The 6057-nt window shown below is 49.2% G+C and carries 7 protein-coding genes; all 7 read right to left on the bottom strand.

The window, feature by feature from the left end:
• Positions 1 to 254 (bottom strand): contractile injection system protein, VgrG/Pvc8 family (locus ACWKXT_RS24115; protein ID WP_454533461.1); only part of this gene is annotated, 254 nt, incomplete at its 3' end.
• Between the two features lie 161 nt (positions 255 to 415).
• Positions 416 to 850, bottom strand: coding sequence for a hypothetical protein (locus tag ACWKXT_RS24120; RefSeq protein WP_454533550.1), 435 nt, complete (start codon positions 848 to 850; stop codon positions 416 to 418).
• A gap of 22 nt (positions 851 to 872) precedes the next feature.
• Positions 873 to 1064, bottom strand: a complete 192-nt coding sequence (locus ACWKXT_RS24125; RefSeq protein WP_454533551.1) for an immunity protein Tsi6 family protein — start codon at positions 1062 to 1064, stop codon at positions 873 to 875.
• 130 nt (positions 1065 to 1194) lie between these two features.
• Positions 1195 to 2265 carry an ADP-ribosylarginine hydrolase Tri1 gene (gene tri1, locus ACWKXT_RS24130; protein WP_454529680.1) on the bottom strand — a complete coding sequence of 357 codons (1071 nt, stop codon included), beginning with the start codon at positions 2263 to 2265 and terminating at the stop codon, positions 1195 to 1197.
• Complete coding sequence (locus ACWKXT_RS24135; RefSeq protein WP_454533552.1) at positions 2262 to 3596, bottom strand: PAAR domain-containing protein; 1335 nt, start codon at positions 3594 to 3596, stop codon at positions 2262 to 2264. The genes tri1 and ACWKXT_RS24135 overlap by 4 nt, the downstream gene beginning before the upstream one ends.
• A gap of 2 nt (positions 3597 to 3598) precedes the next feature.
• Entirely contained in the window at positions 3599 to 4393 is a 795-nt protein-coding gene (locus tag ACWKXT_RS24140) for a DcrB-related protein (protein WP_454529682.1), read from the bottom strand.
• An 11-nt stretch (positions 4394 to 4404) separates the two neighbouring features.
• Positions 4405 to 6057: type VI secretion system Vgr family protein (locus tag ACWKXT_RS24145; protein ID WP_454542703.1), on the bottom strand; the 1653-nt coding region annotated here is incomplete at its 5' end.

The following is a 6057-nucleotide window of genomic DNA, read 5'->3' on the forward strand; positions in this document are numbered from 1 at the left end:
CGGGTGCCCGTCAGCTCAACGGCGCTCACCGCCACGCGGGTAATCTTGCCGTTAACATAGCGGGACGTCAGCAGATTCTGCGTCGGGATGGTCACCGTGACCGGCTGGCCGAGCAGCCTGCTGCGGTCAATGCGCGCGTCCGTGCCGAGCACGGTCAGCGTCAGCGCGAACGACTCGGACATCGCCTCGCGGCCCGTCAGTTTCCAGAACAGAAGCCCCTCCACCGGGAGCTGAACGGTAATTCGGTTGAGCATAATCTTTATTCCACTATGGACGAATCTCAGTGCCAGAAGTTAACTCATCTCAAAACGCTGTTGATGTGATAATGAGTAGCTGTAGGATTCACTTCCTTTGCCACAAAATAAAACCACTTTTTCTATAGTTTTATTTAGATAGTTTTAAATTAATATCATGTTTATTTAAGCCATAAACCTGAAAACATAAGTATACTCCCCAGGGAAACTGCCCCTTTAGCGACAATAATTAAGCCTGGTACAACAACATGTGTTACAGCAGATATTTTTTCATAATTTTCTATGTTGTACCTTTTGTGCATTCCTGTAATTCCGGAAAAAATCGTACAGAGCAGCACAACGGTAACTTTCAATCCCCATACGCACAGGAAAGACATGGACAAGATAATCGAATATTGTTTCGCCGTTGCGACGGAGAATAATGACATTGACTGAGCGAGCCATTTTAATGTAAAACCGATAACGATCGTAGCCACTAATACTAGAACAAACATCAATCCGGCCAGGAACCATTGCTTTTTATTGAAGAAATCTTTGCCATTCCAGATATATGCCAAAGTGAAAAAAATGAAAAATATACAACCAATCCATTTCATCTTTTCATACTCCACTCATTTTTTATTCGTCGCCATTCAATGCATGTAATTTACTTTTATCTTTTTCAGCACCTATTAAAATTGATTTGATATAATCCAACTGGCACTTCACCATAACATACAGTGAAAAATCAGGCTTTGCTTCCAATCGTTGATTGATTATATCAAGGGCATTATTGACATAATTCAGCTCGGTATAATTTTCTTTATTCATGAGCAATCTTAAACATATCTTTTATATTGAAAATATACTGTACCCCTCCAACTATTAACGGGAAGAGATATTTTTTTAACTGACCAAATATCAGGCACGGGAAAATATCCGTGCCATAGGGTTTATACAATTATAAAAAATTGTCCTCAGGTGCTCTATCGAATAACTCACCTGCCATTGTGGCGATACGTTCGTGTTGCACGAGTTTATTTTTCCAATCCTGCGGAATACCGGAATAACCATATAATGCTCCAGCTATTTGTCCCGCTGTCGCCGCAACGCTGTCAGCATCATCGGCAAGATTGGCGGCCAGCAGAACCGCATCCCGGAAATTACTCGTATTCCATACCGACCACATCGCGGCCTCAAGCGTATCTATTACATAACCACTTGAACGAATCTGATCGCGAGTTTTTTGCTTATACTCACCCGCATTTATGATCATTACACGCGCGCACAATGGGAAAACATGAGGGGAAAAAGCTTCTTCTTTTTTATAACCGTTAATTAAATAGTGCAATACCAATCCGAGAAATTGGCATGCATTAATTGACTCTACCGCGCCATGAGTTGCGCGACTCTGAGCCTGGGATTCGAAGTAAATCGCACGCAGCGATTTTCGACGAAAGATAGACACCGGAGCTTGACGAATAACCCCAGCATTACCAGCAGTGTGTTTCTCGGTATTACCATACCAGGAAGGCCCGATACGCAAATACTGTTCAAGCGCAAATCGCGTCGTATTGCCAATATCGAAACACCGACCATTACTGCTATTATCTCCGTTAAGATACCATTTAACGAGATATTTTCTAAGTATATCGGTATGCATTCTGTTTTCTGAGAGATAAGTTTCCGCCAGACATAATGCCATGGACGTATCATCTGTCCATTCACCGGGTTTTAATTGAAAAGGTCCGCCACCAATCATATCCGCTACATGTTCACTGTCTCTTTTCTTAAACTCAAGAGTAGTGCCGACTGCGTCCCCAACAGCCAAACCGACCAGCGCCCCAAGTGCTTTATCTCGTGAAATATCTTCAGTCGTAATTAAAGGTAATGTTTCATCCCAGGCTTGTGAAGAACTCAAACTATCAATGCCGTTATTTTTTATTGCCTTACGGACATTAATTGGCATGTATGCACGATAGCGATCGGCATAATGATTGATTACAGAGTCTTCAGTATGAAGGTCGATCATGGTATTTCCCTTAATTCTATATTTGTTATCCCAAGTTCATCTGACCTGCTGATAACCTCAAACGATGTATTAGGCCTAAATAGCACTTCAGTCTCTGTTGCATTGAATTCTGAAAGGAAGTCAATTTTCCGGCCGGAAAAACCTTCAATACGCATTTGGATAGGACCGCTGAAGCCTTGATTAACATCAGTACTAACAAAGGCTGGATCGATAACTGTTTTGCCCGGAGTATAACCTTCCAATATATGTGAAGGTAAGCTGTTCATCCCGCGGAATGTCTCTCCACTAAAAGCAGGAAGCTGGTCCAGGCCATCATTTATATGTTGAGTAAATGCTTCCATTTCTTTAGTCATTGGTTTCATACCTCGTAATGCTGGGTTTACCATTTGGTAGCCAGGATCGGTAGTATAACCATACAATGCGCCTACTTGCTCATCACTGAGTAAAGCAGACAAAGCAGGATCACGATTATCTGCCAATTCTCTGCCACGAGTAATCCATTTTTCAGCTCGTTGTTTCCCTACGGCTTCGCTTAAGCTCATCCTCGGCGAAGCTGGGGCTGTAATGGGTTCCGCACTAACGCGCGGCATTGATTTACCAGCCCGCCACGCATCAAACCGTGCCCCGCCTTTAATGCCAGCCCCGCCGCCGATAACGGAGCCGATCAGCATCCCCCATTTCTGACCGTCGCTACCTTCGCCACACAGCATTCCACCCGCGTAGCCACCAATAGTCCCACCGCCCATCGCACCGAGGGTGCTCAGAAGTGCGATTGCCGGACTGGCCAGCACCGCCATCGCTCCGGCACCAACGGCGAGCATCGTCCAGTTCACCCATTCCGGGATTTCAGGACTTATTTCATCGGTCTGAACCTTGCTTCCACCGATAATAACATTACGCGATCCCTGACTAATCTCGGCGCTGCAAGTCAATTTATCGCCTGTGCGAGAGGCGGGAAAGTTGTTGATGTAAACTTTTATCGAACCTTCCGCAACCCGTTGCAGGCTACCGCTGTGCTCATCACACTCTCCGGCTGACAGATGAGCGCGGATAGCCTTTCGGCTGTTGATAAAAACATTGGGTGAACCTTCTTTTAGCGTACCGGTACTATGGCGTGGAGCCCATGACATACTGCCGAGGAGTTCACCCAACCCACCCGCAGCACAGGCCCCGGCCGCAACGGCAGAAACAGCAACCAGCGCGGTCCCTCCGGTGACGACAACGGCAGCTGCGCCCAGAATTGCCCCACCAACCAATCCTGCGATCATCCAACCTTTTGAGGCTGTATGAGCAATCTCATCATCTACGCGAGCGGCCAGACATTCGGACATAACTATTCGGCTCGCTGTGCCATCAGATACCCACGTATCCGATCGGGTGTATTAAGTTGGTCAGAACCAGAGACCTGGCGGCATACGGAAAGCTGTGAAAGCAAGTGATGTGATTTGTCTGAGGAAGTCGTCCAGAGCGCGTAACGAAGGGGTTGGCTGTCCGGAACGGGTGCAATACTGAGTGGTTTACCCCGCTTTTCAAAAAGCAAATACTGCCCCTCTTTCGCCCGCTGAAGCGAAAGGTGTCCATACAGTTCCTGAATGTTTTCAAAGACACTGAGTACCTTACTCTCACTATCAAGCGCAAAAAATGGCCCCTGGCTATCGGCAGCGAGCATTTCCTGGGTTTCAGTCTGAGCCGGTTTGTGGAACTTAATACTGCGGATAATTTCCTGATATTGATTATGATAATAATCGCTAAACTCGCCCGGGCAAGTACCGATATAACACACCATCTTTTGGCCGCCAGGATGGTCACCGAGCAAAATAACGGTCTGCCTCTGGAAAATGATCGCATTATCATTTTTGAACTGATAAAAAAGCTCAACCGCCGGGAGATCATCAACAGAGGTCATCTGAGAGGATTCGAGACGAAAGTCGGGCACCGTAATTTCCAGTTCACGTACCAGCCGTGTTGCCGCATCCTGGACTTTATCTTCGTTTTTAGCACTCGCACGAGAAACAACAAAAGTAAACTCGCTGGCTCCGTTATCACTCAGGGTAAATAAATTCATGGTTCTGTCTTTAAACACATCAGGTAAGGCGAGGGATGCTTCCTGAAGAATATATTCAGCCATTCGGGTTACTCTTATTTATTGCCATTAATAACAAAAAAACTATCCACTTCCTGCTGGATTTCACCCTGATGGGATGCGCCAGGAGGATCGATAACGTTTCGTCCATCATCAGGATTTAAATGCAATTCACCGGAAAGCGTATTAATTTGCGCATTCTGTTTCGCAGTAAAGTTAAAGTTATTACCAATGATATGGACGCTGCCGTCTTTTGATAGCTCGATGGCGCTTTCACCACATTCCAGTCTCAGCGTATTTCCTGCGGAAAGTATAAAATTATTAACGACTTTATCGTTTCGACTGTTCCCCGTCAGGCATACCACATCGCCTTTAATACCTGATTTCTGGTTTTTCGCTACCCGTAAAGTTTCATCTTCTCCAACAAACTGAGTGCGATTTTTTTCAGTAGAATGCGACTCGTCGTTTTTGACGTTAATATCCAGATTCCGCTCGGCCTGGATCCACACCTGCTCTGCGCCCGCTTTATCCTCAAAGCGCAGGGCATTGGCGTTGTCGACTGAACCGTCTTTTGTCCGGCTCATAAAGCCCATCTGCGTCGCCGCAGCCGGCAGCGCCCACGGCGGCATGCTCGCGTCGTTGTACACGCGCCCCGTAATAATCGGACGGTCCGGGTCGCCGTTGATAAAGTCCACCACCACCTCGTCGCCGACGCGCGGGATCTGCACCCCGCCGTAGCCCTGGCCCGCCCACGCGCTCGACACGCGCACCCAGCAGGAGCTGGTGTCATCGCCTTTCGCCAGCCGGTCCCAGTGGAACTTCACCTTCACGCGACCGTATTTGTCCGTCCAGATACTCTCGCCCTGCGGCCCGACCACTTTCGCCGTCTGCGGGCCGTAGGTGCGCGGCCACGCCGTTGTCTGCGCCGGACGGTACACCACCGCCGACGGAATCACCGTGAAATCGGTGCGGTGAATGGTCTCCCCCTCGCCGCTGGCGTAGCGGTTCTCCTCAAAGTGATATCCCGCCGCCGTCACCAGATACTCGCCGTTGTCGCTGAAGAACGGCGCGTTGGTTAACGTGAAGGTGTGCCCTGGCGCAATCCCCGCCGCCGTGGCCGTGGCCTGAATCTGCTGATGCTCAACCTGCCAGCGCTCCTGACGGATACGGGCATAGAACTCTCCGTGCCCTTTGTCGACAAAGCGCCCCGGCCAGTCGTACACGTCGATGCTGCCCGGCTTCGGCGACGCCGGGTTCTGCTGGGCCTGGAACAGCCACGCGTTCGGCTTGCGGAAGTCATAGTCGTCGAGGCTGTACATCCCCGGCGTCACGCTGTCCTCCAGCGCCCACTGGCTGATGCCTTCTTCGTCCGTACTGCCGCCGGACGGCGTCTGGTGGTAAGGAATGACTTCATAGCCGCTGAACGGCTGATGCTGCGTCGCGGCGTCGGTGAGCACCAGGGTGTGTTTGTCCGCCTCATGGCGGAAGTGATAGGAAATCCCCTCCAGCTCCATCAGGCGGCTGATGAAGTCCAGGCTCGACTCCTGATACTGCACGCAGTAGTCCCACACCCGGTAGCTGCCGGTGAGTTTATCCTCAACGTTAACCTGATGCTCACCCAGCAGGGTTTTCACAATCTGCGGCACCGTCTGGCCCTGGAAAATACGCAGGTTACGGTCGCGCTTCATCGGCCACAGGTCCGGCTCCAC

The organism is Enterobacter sp. UPMP701 (genome assembly GCF_053709515.1).